15 protein-coding genes are annotated in these 20851 nt (G+C 69.8%); all 15 read left to right on the plus strand.

The features are described 5' to 3' along the window. Nucleotides 1–409: 409 nt before the first annotated feature. The 15 genes from KK483_RS23550 (at nt 410) to KK483_RS23620 (ending at nt 20843) form a co-directional block, all read left to right on the plus strand. A complete protein-coding gene (locus KK483_RS23550; RefSeq protein WP_262007217.1) occupies nt 410–2050 on the plus strand; it encodes an ABC transporter substrate-binding protein in 1641 nt (546 codons plus the stop codon). Between the two features lie 174 nt (nt 2051–2224). After that, entirely contained in the window at nt 2225–3157 is a 933-nt protein-coding gene (locus KK483_RS23555) for an ABC transporter permease (protein ID WP_262009659.1), read from the plus strand. After that, nucleotides 3150–4103, plus strand: a complete 954-nt coding sequence (locus tag KK483_RS23560) for an ABC transporter permease (protein ID WP_262007218.1) — start codon at nt 3150–3152, stop codon at nt 4101–4103. Before KK483_RS23555 ends, KK483_RS23560 begins: the two co-directional genes overlap by 8 nt. 14 nt (nt 4104–4117) lie before the next feature. Next, the gene (locus KK483_RS23565; protein WP_262007219.1) at nt 4118–5176 is read left to right on the plus strand and encodes an ABC transporter ATP-binding protein; all 1059 of its coding nucleotides are present in this window, start codon (nt 4118–4120) and stop codon (nt 5174–5176) included. After that, nucleotides 5169–6326, plus strand: coding sequence for an ABC transporter ATP-binding protein (locus KK483_RS23570; RefSeq protein ID WP_262007220.1), 1158 nt, complete (start codon nt 5169–5171; stop codon nt 6324–6326). The genes KK483_RS23565 and KK483_RS23570 overlap by 8 nt, the downstream gene beginning before the upstream one ends. 581 nt (nt 6327–6907) lie before the next feature. Continuing rightward, nucleotides 6908–7981 (plus strand): 3-oxoacyl-ACP synthase III family protein, encoded by a 1074-nt coding sequence (locus KK483_RS23575; RefSeq protein WP_262007221.1) that lies wholly within the window; start codon nt 6908–6910, stop codon nt 7979–7981. A 1-nt stretch (nt 7982) separates the two neighbouring features. Then, entirely contained in the window at nt 7983–8927 is a 945-nt protein-coding gene (locus KK483_RS23580) for a hypothetical protein (protein ID WP_262007222.1), read from the plus strand. After that, nucleotides 8927–10894 carry a fatty acid CoA ligase family protein gene (locus KK483_RS23585; protein WP_262007223.1) on the plus strand — a complete coding sequence of 656 codons (1968 nt, stop codon included), beginning with the start codon at nt 8927–8929 and terminating at the stop codon, nt 10892–10894. Before KK483_RS23580 ends, KK483_RS23585 begins: the two co-directional genes overlap by 1 nt. Further along, complete coding sequence (locus KK483_RS23590) at nt 10891–11928, plus strand: NAD(P)-dependent oxidoreductase (protein WP_262007224.1); 1038 nt, start codon at nt 10891–10893, stop codon at nt 11926–11928. Before KK483_RS23585 ends, KK483_RS23590 begins: the two co-directional genes overlap by 4 nt. After that, the gene (locus KK483_RS23595; RefSeq protein ID WP_262007225.1) at nt 11928–15416 is read left to right on the plus strand and encodes a non-ribosomal peptide synthetase; all 3489 of its coding nucleotides are present in this window, start codon (nt 11928–11930) and stop codon (nt 15414–15416) included. Before KK483_RS23590 ends, KK483_RS23595 begins: the two co-directional genes overlap by 1 nt. Further along, nucleotides 15413–16108 (plus strand): formyltransferase family protein, encoded by a 696-nt coding sequence (locus KK483_RS23600; RefSeq protein WP_262007226.1) that lies wholly within the window; start codon nt 15413–15415, stop codon nt 16106–16108. Before KK483_RS23595 ends, KK483_RS23600 begins: the two co-directional genes overlap by 4 nt. A gap of 62 nt (nt 16109–16170) precedes the next feature. Then, the gene (locus KK483_RS23605; protein WP_262007227.1) at nt 16171–17124 is read left to right on the plus strand and encodes a GNAT family N-acetyltransferase; all 954 of its coding nucleotides are present in this window, start codon (nt 16171–16173) and stop codon (nt 17122–17124) included. 100 nt (nt 17125–17224) lie between these two features. Continuing rightward, nucleotides 17225–18850 (plus strand): ABC transporter substrate-binding protein, encoded by a 1626-nt coding sequence (locus KK483_RS23610; protein ID WP_262007228.1) that lies wholly within the window; start codon nt 17225–17227, stop codon nt 18848–18850. Nucleotides 18851–18937: 87 nt separating this feature from the next. Next, on the plus strand, nt 18938–19861 hold the full coding sequence (locus KK483_RS23615; RefSeq protein WP_262007229.1) for an ABC transporter permease: 924 nt from the start codon (nt 18938–18940) through the stop codon (nt 19859–19861). Further along, nucleotides 19854–20843, plus strand: a complete 990-nt coding sequence (locus KK483_RS23620; protein ID WP_262007230.1) for an ABC transporter permease — start codon at nt 19854–19856, stop codon at nt 20841–20843. The genes KK483_RS23615 and KK483_RS23620 overlap by 8 nt, the downstream gene beginning before the upstream one ends. Nucleotides 20844–20851: the final 8 nt, after the last annotated feature.

The following is a 20851-nucleotide window of genomic DNA, read 5'->3' on the forward strand; positions in this document are numbered from 1 at the left end:
GCCCCCTGCACAATGCGGGGCCGGGCCTTCCGTCATGCGCGGCCGGACCCTTCGTCAACTTCATTTAGGTCCTTGGTCCCGACCTTTGCGTCCGTATATCGAACTGCGGTCACCGGAACATGTGTTAACGGTCCGTTTCGTGGCTGTCTGTCTGGGCTCGTTTTGTCCGGATTTCGGTCCGGGCGTATCTACCGATGTTGTCAAAACGAGACCCTTTAAGTGTGGTTTACAGCCCTCGTCTCCTTAATAGTTGGCTCCATTGAGCTCGGGTCAATGGGTCACGCGCTGTGGGGAGCGCCGACTCACGAGCACACTCGGGGTACTGGACGAGCACGCTGTCAGGGGTGTCAGCGCGCGTAGAACGGTGCCCTTCTTGTAGTGATCTACGTGGACTCATGAGGAGGAACCCATGCGCGGTGCCAAGAGCGCCAAGTGGGTAGCGGGCGCGATCGTCGTCGCCCTGGCAGCGACCGCCTGTGGCGGGGGCAGTGACAGCGGCACCGATGCCAAGGGTGAGGTCGACCCGAACGGCATCTTCTCCATCGAGCTGGGTGAGCCGGAGAAGCTCCTGCACACCGGTGACACGATGGAGTCCAACGGCTCCGCCGTGATGGACGGACTGTTCTCGCGGCTGGTCGACTACAAGGCCGACGGCTCGCTGGAGATGATCAACGCCGAGTCGGTCGAGAGCACCGACTCCAAGACGTGGACCGTCAAGCTCAAGAAGGGCTGGACCTTCCACGACGGCACCCCGGTGACCGCCAAGTCCTACGTGGACGCGTGGAACTGGAACGCCAACGTCACCAACGCCCAGGGCCTGGCGTCCTGGTTCGCGGACATCGTGGGCTTCGAGGCGGTGCACCCGGAGAAGGAAGGCGCCAAGCCGACCGCCGAGGCGATGACCGGCCTGAAGGTCGTCGATGACACCACCTTCACGGTCGAGCTGAAGGCGCCGGTTCCGTCCTTCGGGCACAAGATGGCGTACGTCGTCTTCGCGCCGCTGGCGGCGTCCTTCTACAAGGACCCGAAGGCCGCCGGTGAGAAGCCGGTCGGCAACGGTCCCTACAAGTTCGAGAGCTGGGACCACAAGAAGCAGATCAAGATCGTCCGCTACGACGACTACAAGGGCCCGAACAAGGCCAAGAACGGCGGTGTGGTCTTCAAGAACTACACCACCCTCGAGGCCGCGTACGAGGACCTCAAGTCCGGCAACGTGGACGTCCTGCGCCAGATCGCCCCGAAGGACCTGCCGGTCTACCGCCAGGACCTCGGCGACCGCGCCGTGGACCAGCCCTACTCCGCCATCCAGACGATGGCCATCGCCTTCTACGCCGACCAGTGGAAGAAGCCGAAGCAGGTCGACCCGAAGGTCATCCAGGGTCTGTCGATGGCCATCGACCGCAACACCATCACCAAGACGGTGCTGCAGGGCACGCGTGAGCCGGCCACCGGCTGGGTCGCCAAGGGCGTCGTGGGCTACCAGCCCAACGCCGCGGGCGACGTCACCACGTTCAACCCGGCCAAGGCCAAGGAGCTGATCAAGGCCGGCGGCGGTGTCCCGGGCAACGCCATCAGCATCCAGTTCAACGCGGACGGCGGCCACAAGGAGTGGGTCGACGCGGTCTGCAACAGCATCACGCAGTCCACCGGCGTCAAGTGCACCGGTGACAGCAAGCCGGACTTCCAGGCCGACCTGACCGCTCGCAAGAGCAAGCAGGTCAAGTCGATCTACCGCTCCGGCTGGGTGCTCGACTACCCGGTCAACGCCAACTTCATCAGCGACCTGTTCCGCACGGGCGCGGCGGGCAACCAGGGTGACTTCAGCAGCAAGGAGCTGGACGCCAAGATCGCGGCTGCCGACTCGGCCGCCACGCTCGACGAGTCGGTGAAGCAGTACCAGGCCATCGAGAAGAACGACCTGGTCAAGTACATGCCGTCGATCCCGCTCTGGTACTACAAGGTCAACGCGGGCTACTCGGAGAATGTCTCCGGCGTTCAGTACGCCCAGGACGGCGACCCGATCCTGACCGGCGTCGAGGTCCGGAAGTAATCACCCAAGCGTAGTCCGCAAGCCGAGTGCGGGGCCGACTGGCGATCCGTCAGCCCCGCCCGGTGCCTTACGCAGTGGCTGGGGGGCCCTTCCACGACATCCGCGTACCCACGGGGGCGCCGGTGTCGCGGGAGGGCCTGTCGGCTGCCGCAGTCACATCTCAACGGAGGCATGATGGGGCGCTATGTCGTACGACGACTGCTCCAGATGATCCCGGTCTTCCTCGGGACAACCGCTCTGATCTTCTTCATGGTCTACAGCCTGCCCGGCGACCCCGTGGCGGGTCTGTTCGGCGACAAGGGCGTGGACCCCGCGACACTCGCCGCGAAGAGAAAGGAGCTGGGGCTGGATCTGCCGATCTGGCAGCAGTACTGGAACTACATGACGAACATCGTCCTGCACTTCGACTTCGGCAACCAGATCCGCAACGGTCGCCCGGTCACGGAGGTGCTGGGTGACGCGTTCCCCATCACTCTGCAGCTCGCCGCACTGGCCTTCGCCTTCGAGCTGATCTTCGGCATCGGCCTCGGCGTCATCGCCGGTCTGAAGGCCGGCCGCCTGGCGGACAACGCCATCCTGATCTTCACCCTGCTGATCATCTCGATCCCGGTCTTCGTGCTCGGCTTCATCATCAAGATGGTCTTCGCCTTCCAGCTGAACTGGATCGCACCGAACGTCGGGGTCGAGCCACAAATGTCGGAGCTGATCGCGCCGGCCATTGTGCTCGGCGGTCTCTCCCTCGCCTACGTGGCCCGGCTCACCCGGACCTCCATGGCGGAGAACCTGCGCGCCGACTACATGCGTACGGCCATCGCCAAGGGCCTGCCGAAGCGCCGGGTCATCGGCGTCCACCTGATGCGCAACTCGATGATCCCCGTCGTCACCTTTCTCGGCACCGACATCGGTGCCCTGATGGGCGGCGCGGTCGTCACCGAGGGCATCTTCAACATCAAGGGCGTCGGCGGCGTCATCTACGAGTCGATCTCGCGGCGCGAGGGCACCACCATCGTCGGCCTCGTCACGATCCTGGTGCTCGTCTACCTCGTCACCAGCCTGCTCATCGACCTGCTGTACGCGGTCCTGGACCCGAGGATCCGTTATGCCTGACGTGACCAAGACCGCTGCCGCCGTCGAGGACGCCGTCGCACCGCCCTCCGCGGCGGAGCCCGCGCCCCGGCAGAAGCAGGACAAGGCCCGCAGCCTCTGGGGCGACGCCTGGCACGACCTGCGCCGCAACCCGTACTTCCTGGTCTCGTCCGTGCTGATCTTCTTCCTGCTGGTGCTCACCGCCTTCCCCGGCTGGTTCACCAGCGCCTCGCCGACCGCCGGTGACCTCGCCAACCACTACATCGGCAAGCCGGAACTCAGCAAGATCGGCTCCGAGGGCTGGCTCGGCTACGACATCCAGGGCCGGTCCGTCTACGCACGCCTGATCTACGGCACCCGCGCCTCGGTGATCGTCGGTATCTGCGTCACCCTGATCGTCACCATCGTCGGCGGCACCATGGGCATGATCGCCGGCTACTTCGGCGGCATCGTGGACGCGGTCCTCTCCCGGATCACCGACATCTTCTTCGGCATCCCCTTCCTGCTCGGCGCCATGGTCGTCCTGCAGTCCTTCACCGAGCGCACCATCTGGGTGGTCGTCTTCGCCCTCGCGTTCCTCGGCTGGACCCAGATCACCCGCGTCATGCGCGGTGCCGTGATCACCGTCAAGCAGGCGGACTACGTCCACGCCGCCAAGGCGCTGGGCGCCGGGACGGTCCGGATCCTGTTCCGGCACATCCTGCCGAACGCCATGGCCCCGGTGATCGTCGTCGCGACCATCGCGCTCGGCGGCTACATCTCGGCCGAGGCGACCCTGTCCTACCTGGGTCTGGGTCTCGCGTCGCCCATCGTCTCCTGGGGCGTCGACGTCTCCGCCGGTGTCCAGCAGATCCGTACGTCGCAGCACATCCTGCTGTACCCGTCGATCATGCTGAGCATCACCGTTCTGGCGTTCATCATGCTCGGCGAAGCCGTCCGCAACGCCCTCGACCCCAAGCTGCGCTGAGGAGGGCGTAACTCGTGACCATCATCGACAAAACCGCGCCCGTCCCCGCGCCGCGCGAGGGCGACGAGCAGGGCGGTCCGCTGCTCGAAGTCCGCGACCTGCACGTGGAGTTCCACACCCGCGACGGTGTGGCCAAGGCGGTCAACGGCGTCAACTACTCCGTGAACGCCGGTGAGACGCTCGCCGTGCTGGGCGAGTCCGGCTCGGGCAAGTCCGTCACCGCCCAGGCGATCATGGGCATCCTCGACATGCCGCCCGGCAGGATCCCGCAGGGCGAGATCCTCTTCCGCGGCGAGGACATGCTCAAGATGTCCTACGAGGAGCGCCGGAGGATCCGCGGCCGGAAGATCGCGATGATCTTCCAGGACGCGCTCTCCTCGCTCAACCCGGTGCTCACCGTGGGCTACCAGCTCGGCGAGATGTTCCGGGTGCACCACGGGCTGTCCAAGAAGGACGCCAGAGCCAAGTCCATCGAGCTGATGGACAAGGTCAAGATCCCGGCCGCCGCGGCCCGGGTCGGCGACTACCCGCACCAGTTCTCCGGCGGTATGCGCCAGCGCATCATGATCGCCATGGCGCTGGCGCTGGAGCCGGACCTGATCATCGCCGATGAGCCCACGACGGCGCTCGACGTGACCGTCCAGGCGCAGGTGATGGACCTGCTCGCGGAGCTCCAGCGCGAGTACAACATGGGCCTGATCCTGATCACCCACGACCTCGGCGTGGTCGCCGACGTCGCGGACAAGATCGCCGTGATGTACGCGGGCCGGATCGTCGAGCAGGCGCCGGTGCACGAGCTGTACAAGCGCCCGGCGCACCCGTACACGCGGGGTCTGCTCGACTCGATCCCGCGCCTGGACCAGAAGGGCCAGGAGCTGTACGCGATCAAGGGCCTGCCGCCCAACCTGCTGCGGGTGCCGACCGGTTGCGCGTTCAACCCGCGCTGCCCCAAGGCCGACGACATCTGCCGCACGGACGTCCCGGCCCTGCACCCGGTGAGCGAGCAGGACGGCACCGAGCTGCCCGGCCGCGGAAGCGCGTGCCACTTCTGGAAGGAGACGATCCATGGCTGAGCTCAGCAAGAACGACGAGGCTGTGGACGCCGTGGACGCGACCCCGAACGTCACCGACGTCGAGACGGTCGACGCGGCCACCGAGGCGGAGGCCGTAGCCGCCATCGAGGCTCCCGTCGAGCGCGGCGAGCCGATCCTGCAGGTGCGGAACCTGGTCAAGCACTTCCCGCTGACCCAGGGCATCCTCTTCAAGAAGCAGGTCGGCGCGGTCAAGGCCGTGGACGGGATCTCCTTCGACCTCTACCAGGGCGAGACGCTCGGCATCGTCGGCGAGTCCGGCTGCGGCAAGTCGACCGTCGCCAAGCTGCTGATGTCGCTGGAGTCGGCGACGGCCGGCGAGGTCTTCTACAAGGGCCAGGACATCACCCGGCTGTCCGGGCGTGCGCTGAAGGCGGTCCGCAGGAACATCCAGATGGTGTTCCAGGACCCGTACACCTCGCTGAACCCGCGGATGACGGTCGGCGACATCATCGGCGAGCCCTTCGACATCCACCCCGAGGTGGCCCCGAAGGGCGACCGGCGCCGCAAGGTGCAGGAGCTGCTCGACGTCGTCGGCCTCAACCCGGAGTACATCAACCGGTACCCGCACCAGTTCTCCGGCGGTCAGCGCCAGCGCATCGGCATCGCCCGCGGCCTCGCGCTCAACCCGGAGATCATCATCTGCGACGAGCCCGTCTCGGCGCTGGACGTGTCCGTGCAGGCACAGGTCATCAACCTGATGGAGAAGCTCCAGGACGAGTTCAACCTGTCCTACGTCTTCATCGCGCACGACCTGTCGATCGTCCGGCACATCTCCGACCGGGTCGGCGTCATGTACCTCGGCAAGATGGCCGAGATCGGTACGGACACGCAGATCTACGACCACCCGACGCACCCCTACACCCAGGCGCTGCTGTCGGCGGTCCCGGTGCCCGACCCGGAGGCCCGCGAGGGCCGCGAGCGGATCATCCTCACCGGCGACGTCCCGTCCCCGGCGAACCCGCCGTCCGGCTGCCGCTTCCGCACCCGCTGCTGGAAGGCCGAGGACAGGTGCGCCACCGAGATGCCGCTGCTTGCGGTCCCGGAGCGGTTCGCCGGCCAGGACACCCCGGCCGCGCACGAGTCGGCGTGCCACTTCGCCGAGGAGAAGGACGTCGTCCACGCGGTCTGACCGCCGCCCGCGCGCGTACGCCGTGAAGGCGCCCGGAACCCCTGCGGTTCCGGGCGCCTTCGGCGTTTTCGCCGGGGACGGGCGATCGTCTCCGCCGCGGCCACGTCGGCCATGACGCAAAGGCCGAAACACGGGAAATGCGCCGAGCAGGCCGAAAAGATGGGCTGTTCGCGGGGGAGGGTGGACCGCGCGCAGTGGCGTAGGAGCCGCCGAATCATCTCCGAGCCGGTGCTGTCGCACCGCTCTATTCAGCCAAAATGCGTTCCGGTATCCCGCAGGCATTCGCCACTATTGAGCGCTACTTTCCGGCCATTGCCCATGGCAATGCCTATCGATAAAGAGTGGTGATCATCACAGGGGTTCGGTGTGAGGTGACGCTGAGTGGTGCGCTAACGTCGTCAAGGGCACACCCGATGTCGGGAAAATCCGCGAATCGAGCTACATCCCATCAGCGATCCCATCAGCAAGGAAGCTGATGAAGGAGCTGAATTCCTCGAAGGCGTCCACAAGACGCGAATGCGGCACGAGCAGAGATTGTCCGGCACCCTTTCGCTTTCCCCTGTTCGGGGTGTGCCGTTTGAATGAGAAACCATCAGGAGCGGTTTGTGCACAACAGTCGATTAGAATCCCTCGGCGCCTATCTCCCCTCGGCGGTCATGAGCACTCCCGAACTGCTCGGCCGTTTGGGGAAGGTGCCGCCTTTCGACCTCTTCAGGATCACCGGAATTTCCGAGCGCCGCGTCGCGGATGACACCTCCGACAGCCCCGAGGACTGTCTGACGATGGCGATCGCGGCGGCCCGTGACTGTCTGGACCGGTCGCGCTACTCTCCACAGGAGATCGACATCGTGATCTCCTGCTCGATCAGCCGCACGACGGACGGCCGCCGCCTCCAGTTCGAGCCCTCGTTCGCCCATCGTGTCGCTGAGGAGCTCGGTGCGCACAGCGCCATTCGCTTCGACGTCTCCAACGCCTGCGCGGGCATGATGACCGGCGTCTATCTGCTCGACCGGATGATCCGCTCCGGTGAAGTGCGCAACGGGCTGGTGGTCAGCGGGGAGCACATCACTCCGATCGCGTTCACCGCGGCGCGCGAGATGGAGGACAGCCGGGACCCGCAGTTCGCGTCGCTCTCCGTCGGCGACTCGGCCGTTTCGGTGGTCGTCGACCGGGCCGTCGACGATGCGGACGTCATCCACGACATCGAACTGATGACCTGCGCGGAGTATGCGCAGCTGTGCCTCGGAATGCCCAGTGACGAGACCGGCGACCTGGCCATGTACACCAACAACAAGGAGATGCACGCCCAGGACCGCCTCTCGCTGTGGCCGGCGTTCCACCGCGACAGGCTGGCCGCCGACGGCCGCCGGTTCGCCGACGAGGGATACGACTTCGTCATCCACCACCAGGTCGGCAGCAGATTCGTCGACGTCATGAGCCAGGTGGGCGAAAGCGCCTTCGAGACCCCGATGCCGCAGTCGCTCTCGGTCGTCGAGGAGTTCGCCAACACCGCGACCACCTCCCACTATCTGGTGCTGCGCCAGGCGCTTGCGGAACGCCGCATACCCAAGGGCTCCAAGGTCCTCATGGTGCCGGCCGCCTCGGGTGTGGTGACCGGCTTCCTGTCCGCGACCGTCTCTTCCCTGGAGGTCTGACATGGCCACCGTCATCACCGCCGCGGCGCTCAGCCCGGCCGAGGGCACGGGCAGCTCGATCGAGTACGCGGCGTCGGCCGGCGCGGAATGTCTCCGGCAGGCGGGGCTGACCCCCGCGGACGTGGACGTGCTCATCAACACCGGGGTCTACCGCGACTCCAACATCGTCGAACCATCCGTGGCCGCGCTCATCCAGAAGCGCATCGGCATCAACCCGGACTATCTGCACGCGGCCGACAAACGGGCCGCGTTCTCCTTCGACCTGATGAACGGCGCCTGCGGTGTGCTCAACGCCGTGCAGGCCGCCGGTTCGCTGCTGGCCACGGGCAGCGCCCGGCGGGTGCTGGTGGTCTCGGCCGACACCCACCCTTCGACGGACCCGGGCAGGGCCGGCACCGGCGCGTTCCCCTACGCGAGCACGGGTGCGGCGTTGCTGCTGGAACACCGCGACGACGGCCGGGGCTTCGGCCGGGTGCATCACCGGTCGCTGCCGGGTGCGCATGGCGTCAACGGGTACCTTCCGCTGGACGAGGCCGGCTCCGATGGACGCGCGCACATCGTCGTCGACCGCGACAGCGGCGTACTGGAGAGGATGCTCGATCTGGCGGTCGACTCGGTGCGCGGCTGCCTCGCGGCCGAGGAGGGCGTGGACGGTGCCAGGACACCGACGGCCTTGGAACGTACGCTGCTGATCACCTCCCAGCCGTCCGCCGACTTCGCGACCCGTCTCGCCAAGCGCCTCGGCCTGGCCTCCGACGCCGCGGTCACCGTCGAAGGAGTCGCCGGCGATCCGCACACCTCGGCGCTCACCCACGCCTTCCGGCAGGCCCAGGACGCAGGCCGGCTGGACGGCCACGGCCGGCTCCTTTTCGTCGCCGTCGGCGCAGGGCTGACCTCGGCGGCATCGCTCTACCGGCTGACCGGCGACGACAGGGCGGAGCGCTGATGCCGGGCACCGGTGCCACGAGCGGGCTGAGCCAGAACGCGTCCCTGGCGGAACTGCTCGCCCGGCACGCCGCATGGACACCCGGCAAGACGGCTGTCGTCCACCCCGCCGCCCGGCGCGACCGCGTCGGCCGGTCCGGCTACCGCTCCCTCGACTACGCCGAGTTCGCCGCGAAGGTCTCCGACTGCGCCGCCGGGCTGAAGGAGCACGGTGTCGGCCGCGGGACCCGCACCGCCCTGCTGGTGACTCCCGGCTCCGATCTGCTGATCCTGGTCTTCGCGCTGATGCACGTCGGCGCGGTCCCGGTGGTGGTCGATCCCGGTATGGGCCCCGGCCGCATGCTGGAATGCGTCGAGCGCGTGGGCGTCCAGGCGTTCATCGGCGTACCGTCCGCGCACCTGCTGCGGCGTCTGCGCCCGCGAGCCTTCGCCGGGGTCCGGTCCGTGATCAAGGTCGGCCGTGGGAGCGGCGGACTCGACGCGTTGGCCGGCCTCGGCGCGCGACTGCCGCAGTCGGCGCCGCTGAAGGCCGGTCCCGACGAACTCGCGCTGATCGGCCACACCACAGGAAGCACCGGCCCGGCCAAGCCGGTCGAGATCACCTTCGGCATGCTGCGCGCCATGGCGCACGGCGTGGAACGGGCCCATTTCACCGCCGACATGACCACCTCCCTGGTCACACTGCCGCTGATGGGGGTGTTCGACCTCGCGGCGGGCCGTACCGTGGTGGTGCCGAGGATGAACATGGGCCGGGTCGGTGCCGCGGACCCCGCGGTGCTGACGGACGCGATCCGGCGCTTCGACGTCAACGCCATGTTCGCCTCCCCCGCCCTGCTGGGCCCGCTCTCCGCATATCTGGCGCGGACCCGCACCGCTGTCCCTTCGCTGCGCCAGGTCGTCTCCGGCGGCGCCCCCGTGAGCCCCGGACTGATGAGCGCGCTGCGTGACTCACTGCCCCGTGAGGCCCGGGTGTTCAGCACCTACGGGTCGACCGAGGCCCTGCCGATGACACTCATCGAGAGCCGGGAGGCCCTCTCCGCACCGGCCGACGGCCCGGCACAGGGACTGGGCGTCTGTGTAGGACGGCCGGCACCCGGCACCGCGGTCCGTGTCATCGGGGTCAGCGACGGCCCCGTCCCCCGCTGGACGCCCCGGCTGCCGCTGCCGGCCGGGGAGATCGGCGAGATCGTGGTCAGCGGCGAGGCGGTCAGCCCGCGCTACTTCCAGTCGGACCGGGCCGACGCCGAGCACAAGATCCGCGACGGCGAGCGCCGTTGGCATCGCACCGGCGATGTCGGCTGGATCGACGGTGAGGGACGGCTCTGGTTCTGCGGGCGCAAGAGCCAGCGTGTCCGCGCCGTCGGCGGCGATCTGCACACGGTGCGCTGCGAAGGAGTCTTTGCCGCCCATCCGCAGGTGAGGCGTGCGGCGCTGGTGGGCTTCGGCCCCGAGGGCGGACAGCGGCCCGTGCTGTGCGTGGAACTCGCGCCCGGCACCGACCGGCAGCAATGGCCGAGGATCGAGGACGAGTTGCGTGCCATGGGCGCGAACAACCCGGTGACCAAACCGATCTCCGACTTCCTGCCGCACCGCGCGTTCCCCGTGGACATCCGCCACAACGCCAAGATCCGCCGTGAGCTGCTGGCCGGCTGGGCCGAGGACCGGCTCACCGGACACCGCCGCCCGACCGCCGCCGACCGGGCGCTGCGCGCCGTTCCGCTGCTCGGCTGGGCCTACCTGGCCGTCTGGCCGCTGCTGCCCTGGGACCACGGGGCGCTCACCGCCCTGTGGTGGGCCGATGCCTTCCTGAGCGTCGTCGTCCACGCGGCCCAGATCCCGTTCGCACTGCGCACGGAGCGCGAACTCGCGACCGGGCGCACGCACCTGCGGACAGCCGCCCTCACCATGCTGCTGGGCGCGGCGTGGTGGCGCCGGCGCGGGCGTGCCACGAAGCGGGCTGCCGCGTGAAAGTACTGGTGACAGGCGCCTCCGGGTTCCTGGGCAGCCATATCGTCGACGCCTGCGCAGGCGCTGGTGACGAGGTCCGCGTCCTCGTACGGGAGCGGAGCGACCTGCGGTATCTCCGCACCGTTCCCGGGGTCGAGTTCGTCTACGGGGATCTGCGCGACACCGCCTCGGTGCGCCGGGCGGTGGACGGCGTCGACGCGGTGCACCACAGCGCGGCGCGGGTCACCGACAGGGGTACGCGACGGCAGTTCTGGGACGAGAACGTCGTGGGCACGGAGCGCCTCGTGACGGCTGCCCGGGAGGCCGGGGCGCGGCGCTTCGTATTCATCAGCAGCCCCAGCGCGCTGATGGCCGTCCGCGGCGGCGACCGGCTCGGCATCGACGAGAGCGAGCCGTACCCGGCGCGTCATCTCCATCACTACTCCGAGACCAAGGCCGCCGCTGAGCGCCTGGTACTGGCCGCGGACGGCGCGGACTTCACCACCGTCGCGCTGCGCCCGCGGGCCGTGTGGGGACCGCGTGACCACTCCGGTTTCATGCCGCGGCTGATCGCGAAGATGATGACAGGCAGTCTGCCCGACCTCTCCGGTGGCCGGAAGGTGTACGCCTCGCTGTGCTACTGCGAGAACGCCGCCGACGCCTGTGTGCGGGCGGCCCGCGCCGAAGGAGTCGGCGGGCGTGCGTACTTCATCGCAGACGACGAACCGGTGGACGTCTGGAGCATGCTCGCCCTCCTCGCGGAGCGGTTCGGTGGCAGGCCGCCCACCGGACAGGTCCCGCGCGGTCTGCTGCGGGCGCTCGCGTTCACGGCGGACATGGTGTGGAAACTGCCGCCGCTGGCCCGGCGCTCCGCGCCGCCCCTGTCCCGGTACAGCCTGGCCCTGCTGACCCGTTCGGCGACGTACGACACATCGGCCGCACGCAGGGATCTGGCCCCGCCGCCGGTGGACCACGACACCGGGATGGTGAGGCTCCACGCATGGATCGAGAGCATCGGCGGCGTCGACGAATTCATCAGGAAAGTGAGGCAGTGATGTCCGCGCAGGATGCCGCCACGGACACCGGGAGCGGCGGCAGGGACGTGTTCCACCGGCCCGTGGCCCCCACCGAGTGGTCCTATCTGGCCGCCGCCCGGCGGGGTGGGCTGCTGGTGATCCAGCTCGTGGTCGAGGGGGACGGCGCGGTCGACGCCCTGGCCCTGAGCCGGGCTGTCGCCGCGGCCTCGCAGTCCTGCCCCGGCGCGCGACTGGTGCGCCGTGGCCGAACGTGGGTCGACGGTGGAGATCCGGCCAGGGTCGTGGTGGTCGACGGAAGGCACTTCGACCGTACGAAGCTCACGGGAGTGCCGGGACTCACCGTCCCGCTGGACGGGGCGGAGGGCCGCCCGAACTGCGAGGTGCTGCTGCTCACCGGCGAACCCGGCACCGTCGTCTTCCGCGCCTCCCACGCGGTGATGGACTTCAAGGGCGTCGCGATGTGGGCGGCCGAGGTGTTCCGCGTTCTGCGCGACGAGCCGCCGCACGGGGCGACGGGCACGCTGGCCGACCACACATTGCTCGACATGGTCGGACGGACGGGGCAGCGGCCACCACTCCGGCTCGATCAGCGCTCGCCGCTCGGGGGCCGGCCGGGGAACGACCGGGTGTGGCGGCGGCGTACGCCGGCCGGCCGGCACCCGGCGCTGGCAGCGAAGGTGGCGGCCGCGGTCGCCGGGGCCGTACCGGGCCCGACGGCCCGGATCATGGTCCCGGTGGACCTGAGGCGCCATGCCCCCGAGGCGGCGTCCACGGCGAACCTGGCGCTGCCCGTGTTCCTCGACATCCCGGCCGGAGAGGGCGCGGACACGGTCCACCGGAGGCTGCTCGGCGCGCTGGCCTCCCGGCGGGAACTGGCGGCCGGGGCCGAGGCGGCGCTGGCCCGCCTGCCCTTGCCCGCCGCCGCGGCACTGCTCGGCGCCTCGCGCGCCGCGGCCACGGCACGGCACCGGTATCTCGCCTCGGCCATCGTGTCGAACGGAGGACGGCTGGCCCCGGCGGACTACAGCACCGGGGAGTTCACCGCGACCAGCGTGTACGCCCTCCCGGTGCACGCGCCCCTGGTGCCGGTCAGCATCGCCCTGCTGGAACTCCCCGACCGCACCGAACTGGTGGTCTCCGCCCAGGGTGCCGAGGACGCCGGCGCGCGGTGCGAGGACCTGCTGGACCGTGTCGAGTCGGCGCTCGGCAGCGCCACGCCGGCGGCGCGCGCCACCCCGATCGGACCGCCGAGGGAGTGTCTTCACAGCAGCGTCGTCCGCCCGAAGGGCGGGCCCGGCGGTGTCTGGTGCGTGCGATCGCAGGGCGGAGGAGGGGGAGTCCATGCGGTGGGGGCACCTCCCGCGCCCGAAGGGTCACGGGGGACATCGGCGACCGACGACAACGCGGCGTGGGGGCACCTCCCGTGCCCGAAGGGCTACGGGGGTGGGGGCACCTCCCAGGCGCGAGCTCTGGGGGAGGGTGCCGGACACCACGGGGCAGACGGGACTTCGAAGACACGACCTACGGCGCCCGGGGCGGCAGAACTGCTGCTCGCTCCCGGTCCAGGAGGTCTTCCGCCCCTCGACACCACGGTGGTGCAGCTGCTGCGTGCGCGGGCAGCCCGCCGACCGGACGCGGCCGCAGTGCTCGGCGAGGGATTGCGCTGGTCGTACGCGGATCTCGACCGCCGTTCCGACGCGGTCGCCGCCCGACTGCTTGCCCGTGGCGTCGGCCGAGGGGAGGTCGTCGGTGTCCTGGCGGACCGCTCCGCCCTCGGCCTTGCCGGGGTCTGGGGAGTCCTCAAGGCGGGTGCGGCCTTCATGCCCATCGACGTACGCAATCCGGTGCAGCGGGTCGAAGAGCTGCTGGCCGACGCGAAGGCACGCTTCTGCCTCAGGGAGACGGCCCCGCCCGGAAGGACGGAGCGCAGCGGCTGCACGACGCTGCTCCTCGAAGACGCGGCACGAGACGAACCGGCACTGGACGAGGCACAGCGTGCCGCGCTCATGGCCGCCGCTCCCGGCCCGGACGATCTGGCGTACGTCATCCACACCTCGGGTTCCACGGGTAGGCCCAAGGGCGTGCAGACCGAGCACCGCAGCCTGGCCAACGTCGTCGGCTGGGCAGCACCCGTCATGCGGTGCGACGAGGAGACCCGGGCCGCGTACTCCTTCTCGCCCGGCTTCGACTTCTCGATCCTCCAGATCTTCCCGCCTCTGGTGCACGGGGGCGCCGTCGTCCCCGTGCCCGGCGAGCTCGACCACGTCAAGCTGCGGGAGATGCTCTCCGGACGGAGGATCAACACCCTCGGGCTGACACCCACCCATCTCGACCTCGCCGCACGCCTCGGCATCCGGCCCACGGGCATCCGGGCGCTCCAGGTCGGCGGCGAGACCCTCACCGCGGCGGGCAGCCGCCGGGCCCGTGACGCCTTCGGACCGGACTGTCTCTTCGTCAACATCTACGGGCCCACCGAGACAACGGTGGCCTGCACCATCGCTGTCATCGACGGCTCCGACGAAGGGGACGGCGGCACCGGACGCCCGTCCGCCCCGATCGGCGTTCCCGTGCACCGGACTTCCGTCGCGGTGCTGGACCAGCAGGGAAACGAGGTCCCGGACGGCGAGCCGGGCGAACTCCATGTGACCGGTGTCCAGCTCGCCCGCGGCTACCTCGGCCGCCCCGACCTGACGGCCGACCGGTTCGTCCACCTCCCGGACGGCCGGCGTGCCTACCGCACCGGCGACCTGGTGCTCCGCCTTCCCGACGGCCGGCTGGAGCACACGGGCAGGATCGACACCCAGATCAAGATCCGCGGCCACCGGGTCGAGCCGGCCGAGGTCGAGGCGGCGCTCACCGCCCTGCCGAGCATCGGACAGTGCGCGGTGGTGGCCCGTCCTCGGCCCGGCAGCGGCGTGCTGGCGCTGTGCGCCTTCGTGGTCCCGGCCGGGGACGCCGGAGGCGGAATCGACGAGGCCGCGGTACGGGAGCGTCTGGCGCAGTCGTTGCCGCCGCATCTGGTGCCGTCGTCGGTGCGTACGCTGCCCCGGCTCCCGGAGACCGCCGGCGGCAAGACGGACCGCCGCGCGTTGCCGAACCCCTTCGCCCCCGCGGCCGCGGACCAGGGGCGGTCCGTGGTCACGGAGGGCCCGGCCATGCCGCGGGCAGCGGTCGTGCATGTCCCGACCCCCCACGCTGAGGGCGTTGAGGACGGTGAGGACAGTGAGGGCGTTGAGGTCAGTCCGGGTCCCGGCGTCGCGGCGGTGACGGCACGCATATGGGCGCGCGTCCTGCGGTGTGACGCCGCCGACCTCGGGTCCTCGTCCGACTTCCACGCGCTGGGCGGCGATTCGCTCGCCGTGCTGGAGATGCTGGCCGCACTCGGTGAGGAACTACTGGGCGAATCGTCTGCGCAGCAGTTCCTGGACAGGCTCGGGCCGTTCAACGAGAAGCTGACGCTCGGCCGGGTCGTCGAGACCGTCGAGGCCCTGCGGGACGTGTCGTGATCTTCGTCGGAGAAGGCGCGCTGCTCTGGCGCGCGGTACAGCACACGCTCGACAGCGGCCTGCCCGTGGACCTGGTCTGCGGGCCGGCCGCCTCCAGCCCGCCGGCCTCGGCCAGGCCCGATGTCCCCGTCCTGGCCGTCACGGACATCAACGCCGTTGCCGGGGAGCTGGTGGCCGCCTGCACGGACGGGGTCGTCTGGTCGCTCAACAACAGGATGATCTTCCGCGCGCCGGTGCTGTCCACCGGGCTGCGCGTCCTCAACGTCCATCACGGCCCGCTGCCCGCCTACCGAGGGCTGCCAGAAGTCGCCCTGGTGTACGCGATATTGCGGGGCGAGCGGGAGTTCGCCGCGACACTCCACCAGGTGGACGCGGGCATCGACACCGGACCGACGCTGGCCGCCGCCCCCTATCCGATCGGCCCGCACGAGCCGTACCACGCGGTGCTGCGGCGAGGCACGCAAGCCTGCCACGGGCTCTTCGAGCGCTGTCTGCCCCGCATCGCGGCCGACCCTGTCTGGACGGGCGAGCCGGGCCGGACCGCCACGACCACCGCCGGTGACGGCTATTTCGGCCGTGAGGCGCTGGCGGGCCTGCGCCGGTACCGCGATCACCCGTCCTTCGCCCGCGCGACCGACCTCGGTTTCCTGGCCGGATTCCTGCCCGAGCTGACCGCGGTTCTGCGCCACTGAGCGAGGAGCGAGCCGCTGAAAAGCCGTTGCTGCCACCCGCGCCGTGGCGCCAGGGTGCCCCCATGGATCCGACCTCCGTCACGCTGCGCCCCGCGACCCCCGCCGACGCGCCCGCCGTCCACCGGCTGCTCAACGACATCGACACGATCGAGATCGGGCATCCCGAGACCGACCTCCACATGGTCGAGAACGACATCGCAGGGAACGACACCTGGCTCGCCGAGGAGGACGGGAAGCCCGTCGCCTTCGGCATGGTCTGGGAGGAGACCGGCGAGCCCGTGGACGACCTGGCACCCGGAACGGCGCGGGTCGGCGGCGATCTGTACGCGCTGCCCGGGCGGACCGCCGAGACCGCGGCGCTGCTCGCGGCCGTGGAGGGCAGGGCCGCCGGGTTGGCGGCGGACGCGGGGGCCGAGCGCGCCCTCGTCCACCTGGGGCTGTCCACCGCCACGACGGTGGACACGGCACAGCTGGAGTCGCGCGGCTGGCGGCCCGTACGCCGGTACAACGTGCTGACGCGCGAGGTCGACGATGCGCTCACGCCGCCCGGGCTCCCCGCCGGGACCGGCCTTCGCGTGTGCCGGACGGAGCACGAGCGCAGGCTCGTCCACGCGCTCCTGGAGGAGGCGTTCGCCGAGCACTACGACCACCAGACGCGCACGTACGAGCAGTGGCTGGAGCGGAGAGAACTGCGGGGCCCCGTCGACTGGTCCCTGGTGTGGATCGCCCGGGTCGAGGGCGTCGGCGACGCCGCCGCGCTGTTCGGGAGCGACAACCGCGACGCGATGGGCTGGGTGGGCGCGCTCGGGGTGCTCCGCGAGGCCCGTGGCCGCGGGATCGGCGAGCTCCTGCTGCGCCGGGCGTTCGCCGAGTTCGCGGGCCGCGGCCGGACGACCGTGGGGCTCGCGGTCGACACCGGCAACACCACGGGCGCGCTGCGGCTGTACGAGCGCTGCGGCATGTCCGTGCACTACGCCGCCGACACCTGGGAGCTGACGGTGGACCGGAAGGGCTGAGCGCCGTCCGGGCAAGTCCCGGCGTTGCGATCGTGCGATATGTGTACTTCTGGGGTGATATTGGGGTTCCTGTAATGCCCTGGATCCCAGGAGGCACTCCATGCGCCGAACCGCGCACAGCACGTGGGCCGCCTGCGCCGCCGCCGTCGCCCTCGCGGCGACGGGCTGCGGCGGCGGGGGCGACGGCGGCGGCGGGGCCGACGGCATCGTCAGCTCCTCCTGGGGTGACCCGCCCAATCCGCTGGAGCCCGCGAACACCAACGAGGTCCAGGGCGGCAAGGTCCTCGACATGGTCTTCCGCGGTCTCAAGCGCTACGACCCGAAGACCGGCGAGGCACAGAACATGCTCGCCGAGAAGATCGAGACCGCCGACTCCACCACCTTCACCGTCACGCTCAAGGACGGCTGGACCTTCTCCAACGGAGAGAAGGTCACCGCCCAGTCCTTCGTCGACGCCTGGAACTACGGCGCCCACCTCAAGAACAACCAGCGCAACGCCTACTTCTTCGGCTACATCGAGGGCTACGACCAGGTCCACCCCGAATCCGGCGAGCCCACCGCCGAGACCATGAGCGGACTGAAGGTCACCGGCCCGCTCACCTTCACGGTCAAGCTCACCCAGAAGTTCTCCACCTGGCCCGAGACCCTCGGCTACCCCGCCTTCGCGCCGCTGCCCAAGGCGTTCTTCACCGACCGCTCCGGCTGGCTGGCCAAGCCCGTGGGCAACGGTCCCTACGCGGTCGACTCGTACGCCCGGGGCTCCCAGATGTCCCTGCGCCGCTGGGACCAGTACCCCGGCGACGACAAGGCGAAGAACGGCGGCATCGACCTCAAGGTCTACACCGACAACAACACGGCCTACACCGATCTGATGGCCGGCAACCTCGACCTCGTCGACGACGTCCCGGCCGCCCAGCTCAAGAACGTCAAGGCCGACCTCGGCGACCGCTACATCAACACCCCCGCCGGGATCATCCAGACCATCGCCTTCCCCTACTACGACGCGGCCTGGAACAAGCCGGGCCAGGAGAAGGTCCGCAAGGGCCTGTCCATGGCGATCAACCGGCAGCAGATCACCGACACGATCTTCCAGAAGACCCGCACCCCCGCCAGGGACTGGACCTCACCGGTGCTCGGCGCGGACGGCGGCTACGACCCCGAGCTGTGCGGCGACTCCTGCACCTACAACCCGGCCGAGGCGAAGAAGCTGGTCGCGGAGGGCGGCGGGCTCCCCGGCGGCCAGCTGAAGATCACGTACAACGCCGACAGCGGCTCGCACAAGGAGTGGATCGACGCCGTCTGCAACTCCATCAACAACGCGCTCGGCAACGACCGGGCCTGCGTCGGCGGCCCGGTCGGCACCTTCGCCGACTTCCGCAACCAGATCACCCAGTCCAAGCTGGCCGGCCCCTTCCGGGCGGGCTGGCAGATGGACTACCCGCTCATCCAGAACTTCCTCCAGCCGCTCTACTACACCAACGCCTCGTCCAACGACGGCAAGTGGAGCAACCCCGAGTTCGACCGGCTCGTCGACGAGGCCAACGCCGAGTCCGACACGGCGAAGGCCGTCGAGACCTTCCAGCGTGCCGAGGAGGTCGTACGGGACCAGATGGCCGCGATCCCGCTCTGGTACCAGAACGGCAGCGCCGGCTACTCGGAGCGGATCGGCAACGTGACGCTGAACCAGTTCAGCGTCCCCGTCTACGAGGAGATCACGGTCAGCTGACCCCGCTGCCCCCGTCCCGATGACCCCTCCGGCCAGCCGGCCCGCCACCCCCGCTGACGCACCCCGTCCAGGCCCCAGGAGCCCCTCATGGGACGCTATGTGATCCGGCGTCTGCTGCAGATGATCCCCGTCTTCGTCGGCGCCACTCTGCTGATCTTCCTGATGGTGAACGTGATGGGCGACCCCATCGCGGGCCTGTGCGGCGACCGGCAGTGCGACCCCGCGACCGCCGCCCGGCTGCGCCAGGAGTTCGGCCTCGACAAGCCGGTCTGGCAGCAATACCTGACCTACATGGGCAACGTCTTCACCGGTGACTTCGGCACCGCCTTCAACGGACAGCCCGTCACCGAGCTGATGGCCACGGCCTTCCCCGTCACCATCCGGCTCACCCTGGTCGCGATCGTCTTCGAGATCGTCATCGGCATCACCCTCGGCGTGCTCACGGGCCTGCGGCGCGGCCGCCCCGTCGACACCTCCGTGCTGCTGCTGACCCTGGTCGTCATCTCCGTCCCCACCTTCGTCACCGGTCTGCTGCTCCAACTGCTGCTCGGCGTCGAATGGGGATGGATCCGGCCGTCCGTCTCGCCCGAGGCGCCGCTCGGCGAACTGATCGTCCCCGGTCTCGTCCTCGCCTCCGTGTCGCTCGCCTACGTCACCCGGCTGACCAGGACCTCCATCGCCGAGAACCGGCGCGCCGACTACGTCCGCACCGCCATCGCCAAGGGACTGCCCCGCCGCCGCGTGATCGGCCGCCATCTGCTGCGCAACTCGCTCATCCCCGTCGTCACCTTCATCGGGGCGGACATCGGCGCCCTGATGGGCGGCGCCATCGTCACCGAGCGGATCTTCAACATCCACGGCGTCGGCTACCAGCTGTACCAGGGCATCCTGCGCCAGAACACCCAGACCGTCGTCGGATTCGTCACCGTCCTCGTGCTGGTCTTCCTCCTGGTGAACCTGATCGTCGACCTGCTGTACGCCGTGCTCGACCCGAGGATCCGCTATGCCTGAGCCCCAGTACGAGGACGGGCAGGCCATCGCCCCCACCGGCGCCGGCGGCGGGTCCGACCTCGCCATGAGCGAGGCCGAGACCCTGGAGAAGGCGCCCGGCGCCGGTCCGCTCGGCACCGGACCGGGGCCGGCGGACAAGCCCCGCAGCCTCTGGTCCGACGCCTGGCACGATCTGCGCCGCAACCCCGTCTTCATCGTCTCGGGCCTGATCATCGTCTTCCTGGTGCTCATCTCGATCTGGCCCTCGCTGATCGCCTCCGGCAACCCGCTCGACTGCGACCTCGCCAAGGCCCAGGAGGGCTCCCAGCCCGGCCACCCCTTCGGCTTCGACGGCCAGGGCTGCGACGTCTACACCCGCACCGTGTACGGCGCCCGCAACTCCGTCACCGTCGGCGTCTGCGCGACCCTCGGCGTGGCCCTGCTCGGATCCGTACTCGGCGGCCTCGCCGGATACTTCGGCGCACTGCCGGACTCCCTGCTGTCCCGGCTCACCGACGTCTTCTTCGCCATCCCCGTCGTCCTCGGCGGCCTCGTCCTGCTCTCCGTCGTCACCAGCAACACCGTCTGGCCGGTGATCGGGTTCATGGTGCTGCTCGGCTGGCCACAGCTCTCCCGCATCGCCAGAGGCTCGGTGATCACCGCCAAACAGAACGACTACGTCCAGGCCGCCCGGGCCCTCGGCGCCTCCCACCCCCGGCTGCTGCTGCGCCACATCGCGCCCAACGCCGTCGCGCCGGTCATCGTCGTCGCGACCATCGCCCTCGGCACCTACATCGCGCTGGAGGCCACCCTGTCGTTCCTCGGCGTCGGGCTGCGCCCGCCCAACGTCTCCTGGGGCATCGACATCTCGGCCGCGTCGCCGTACATCCGCAACGCACCGCACATGCTGCTCTGGCCGGCCGGAGCGCTCGCCGTCACCGTGCTCGCGTTCATCATGCTCGGCGACGCGGTGCGCGACGCCCTCGACCCGAAACTGCGCTGAGGAGCCCG

The sequence above is a fragment of the Streptomyces sp. FIT100 genome (assembly GCF_024584805.1).
GTDB lineage: Bacteria > Actinomycetota > Actinomycetes > Streptomycetales > Streptomycetaceae > Streptomyces.